The 3712-nt window shown below is 50.8% G+C and carries 4 protein-coding genes; all 4 read left to right on the forward strand.

What is annotated here, in order from left to right; translation table 11 throughout:
• A partial coding sequence (murD, locus tag ACRC27_RS14205; protein ID WP_438640178.1) for a UDP-N-acetylmuramoyl-L-alanine--D-glutamate ligase occupies nucleotides 1–1070 on the forward strand: 1070 nt, incomplete at its 5' end.
• Nucleotides 1067–2263 carry a cell division protein FtsW gene (ftsW, locus tag ACRC27_RS14210; protein ID WP_438631054.1) on the forward strand — a complete coding sequence of 399 codons (1197 nt, stop codon included), beginning with the start codon at nucleotides 1067–1069 and terminating at the stop codon, nucleotides 2261–2263. The genes murD and ftsW, both read left to right, overlap by 4 nt.
• Nucleotides 2260–3372 (forward strand): undecaprenyldiphospho-muramoylpentapeptide beta-N-acetylglucosaminyltransferase, encoded by a 1113-nt coding sequence (gene murG, locus ACRC27_RS14215; protein ID WP_438640179.1) that lies wholly within the window; start codon nucleotides 2260–2262, stop codon nucleotides 3370–3372. The genes ftsW and murG overlap by 4 nt, the downstream gene beginning before the upstream one ends.
• A partial coding sequence (locus ACRC27_RS14220; RefSeq protein WP_438640180.1) for a Mur ligase domain-containing protein occupies nucleotides 3372–3712 on the forward strand: 341 nt, incomplete at its 3' end. The genes murG and ACRC27_RS14220, both read left to right, overlap by 1 nt.

A 3712-nucleotide genomic window follows, 5' to 3' on the forward strand; every position in this document is an offset into this window, starting at 1 on the left:
TTATCGGTGATATCGAACTGTTTTGCCGTGAAGCAAAAGCGCCCATCATTGCGATTACCGGTTCAAATGGCAAAAGTACTGTCACCCGTTTGGTGGGTGAGATGGCTGCAAGTGCCGGATTATGCGTAGGGGTAGGCGGTAATATCGGCATTCCAGCATTATCTCTGCTAGAGCACCGTTATGATCTGTATGTACTTGAATTGTCGAGTTTCCAGCTGGAAACCACCCACAGTTTACAAGCTATTGCTGCTACGGTACTGAATGTGACCGAGGATCATATGGATCGCTATCAGGGTCTAGATGATTATCGTGCAGCAAAGCTCTCTATTTATCAGCATGCCGCGCACCTTATCATCAATGCTGATGATCCGTTAACCATGCCAGAAGCACCTGCTGATGGTCCGATTATCAGCTTTGGGGTCACACAAGGTCAGTACCGTTTATCGGAAATTGATGGCATACAGTGGCTTACTGCACCGGTTGTTGGTGATCTCCACGCCGTCGAGCGTTCAGACGCTATATTACCGGTCAGTGAAATGAAACTGGTTGGTCAGCACAACTATGCTAACGCGCTTGCAGCTCTGGCACTGGCTGATGCCGCCGGCATTTCGCGTACCGGCGCATTGCAGGCCTTGCGTATATTTGGCGGATTAGAGCATCGCTTTCAGTTGGTGCACGAAGCGCGTGGAATTCGCTGGATTAATGACTCTAAAGCGACCAACGTGGGCAGTACTGAAGCCGCGTTACACGGTTTGAAAGTGAGTGGTCGCTTACATTTATTGCTTGGTGGCGATGGAAAAGGCGCTGATTTCAGCTCATTACAACCCTTACTGCAATCAGCTCATATCCAGCTGTACTGTTTTGGCCGTGATGGACAACAGTTGGCGGCATTAAAACCGGGGTCTGTGTTGGTTGAAACGCTTGAACAAGCCATGCAACAGATTGCAGGCGTTGTCAGTACTGGTGATATGGTTTTGCTGTCTCCGGCCTGTGCTAGCTTGGATCAGTTTAAAAACTTTGAAGTCCGCGGGCAGGAATTTGTGCGTTTGGCACGGGAGCTGGCGCAATGATAGGGGCAGGCATACTGTCACGTATCACCAATTGGGTGACCGGTGCATGGGAAAATGATGATCCGGGCACCGGATTGTACGATCGCACGCTGCTCTGGCTGGCTATCGGTTTGGCACTGATTGGCTTAATCATGGTGACTTCTGCCTCGATGCCGGTTGGGCAGCGTTTGGCTGATGATCCTTTCCTCTTTGCTAAGCGGCATGTTCTGTATCTTGTTATTGCCTTTGGTTTGGCTCTGGCGACGTTACGGATGCCGATGAGCCTGTGGCAACAACTTGGTGTACCGCTGTTGTTACTTTCTATCTTGATGCTGATAGTGGTACTCGGTGTCGGTAGTTCAGTTAACGGCGCATCGCGCTGGATATCTTTTGGGCCCTTGCGTATTCAGCCGGCAGAGCTAACCAAGCTGTCACTGTTTTGCTATCTGGCCGGTTACTTGGTACGTAAAGGCGATGAAATTCGCGGGAAACGGCTCGGCTTTTTAAAGCCAATGGGCGTAATGCTGCTGCTGGCGATGCTTTTACTTGCTCAGCCCGATTTAGGTACAGTCGTTGTACTGTTTGTTACCACCGTCGGCATGCTGTTTCTAGCTGGTGCACCATTATGGCAGTTTTTAGCCCTGATTAGCATGGGCGCGCTGGCTGTTGTTGTACTGATTTTGGCTGAACCTTACCGTGTCAGACGCGTAACCTCTTTTCTTGACCCGTGGCAAGACCCTTACGGCAGTGGTTATCAGCTAAGCCAATCACTGATGGCATTTGGGCGCGGTGATTTTTGGGGGCAAGGTCTTGGCAACTCAATTCAAAAGCTTGAATACTTGCCCGAAGCACATACTGACTTTGTTTTCTCGATCATTGGCGAAGAACTCGGTTATGTCGGTGTGGTTCTGATCCTGTTAATGGTATTCTTGCTGGCTTTTCGGGCGTTGGCGATTGGTCGTCGGGCGCTGGAAGCTGAATTACGATTCTCTGGTTTTTTAGCCTGTGCAATCGGTATTTGGTTTAGTTTTCAGGCATTAGTGAATGTCGGCGCTGCCGCAGGCATGTTGCCGACTAAAGGTTTGACCTTACCCCTGATCAGTTACGGGGGATCAAGCCTGCTGATAATGTCGACTGCAATTGTTATTTTGCTGCGCATTGACCATGAAACACGGTTAGCGAAAGCACAAGCTCATGTAAGAGGAAGTCGATGAAGGCAAAACGACTGCTGGTGATGGCAGGAGGCACGGGCGGACACGTATTCCCCGGCCTTGCCGTAGCACATCAGCTGATGGAACAGGGTTGGCAGGTTCGCTGGTTGGGCACTGCCGATCGCATGGAAGCTGACTTAGTGCCCAAACATGGCATTGACATCAGCTTCATTCAAATTACCGGTTTACGTGGCAAAGGCCTGAAAGCCCAGCTTAGCGCACCGTTACGTATTTGGCGCGCCATCAAACAAGCACGCGCAATTATGGCTGAATATCAGCCTGATGTAGTTCTGGGTATGGGTGGATATGTCTCAGGTCCTGGTGGCATTGCCGCATGGCTATTGGGCATTCCGGTCGTACTGCACGAGCAAAATGCCATTGCAGGATTAACCAATCGCTGGCTGTCAAAAATTGCAGCACGAGTACTACAGGCTTTTCCCGGTGCATTTGCACAGGCTGATGTGGTGGGGAATCCGGTACGTACTGATGTACTGGCACTGCCTGCACCTGAAACCCGCTACGCTAACCGGCAGGGCGCGCTACGTGTGCTCGTGATCGGCGGCAGTCAGGGTGCTCGCGTATTAAACCAGACAGTGCCAAAAGCGGCAGCGCTGCTTGGGGATAAAATCTGCTTGTGGCATCAGGTTGGGAAAGGTGCGCTTAACAGCACCGCCCAAGACTACCAGCAAGCTGGGGTGGAGTGTCAGATCACTGATAGTGAACATCCGCTTACACAACCGGTAACCGAAAATACGCTCGGTGAGTTTATTGATGACATGGCCGCAGCCTACGCATGGGCTGATGTAGTGATCTGCCGCTCAGGTGCGCTAACCGTTTCTGAACTTGCAGCGGCAGGATTACCGGCAATTTTTGTCCCGTTTCAGCATAAAGATCGTCAGCAATACCTTAATGGTCTTACCTTAGCGCAGGCCGGTGCTGCAATGATTATCGAACAAGATCAACTGACCGCCGAATCTCTGGTGCAACATGTACTGGAATTAGACCGCACGCGGCTGATAGATATGGCACAAAAAGCCCGTCGGGTTGCCATTCCTGATGCAACACAACGGGTTTGTACTGTCATTACGGCGCTGGCTGATAAGAGATCATAATGAATCATATTAATAATCAAAAAATTGCAAAATTGCGCACTATGGTGCCAGAAATGCGCCGAGTCAGCCGTATTCACTTTGTTGGCATTGGTGGTGCTGGCATGGGGGGCATTGCAGAAGTACTGGCCAATGAAGGCTATCAAATCAGCGGGTCTGATATCGCGGAAAATGCCGTAACGCAGCGTCTGCGTAATTTAGGTGCCGAGATCTTCTTGCAACACAGCGCAGATAACGTGATTTCTGCCAGTGTGGTGGTGGTGTCAACCGCCATCAAAAGTGATAATCCTGAAGTAGCTGCTGCCCGTGAAGCCCGGATTCCGGTGATCCGCCGTGCTGAGAT

This window comes from Plesiomonas sp., from assembly GCF_051650925.1.
GTDB lineage: Bacteria > Pseudomonadota > Gammaproteobacteria > Enterobacterales > CAMTGL01 > Plesiomonas.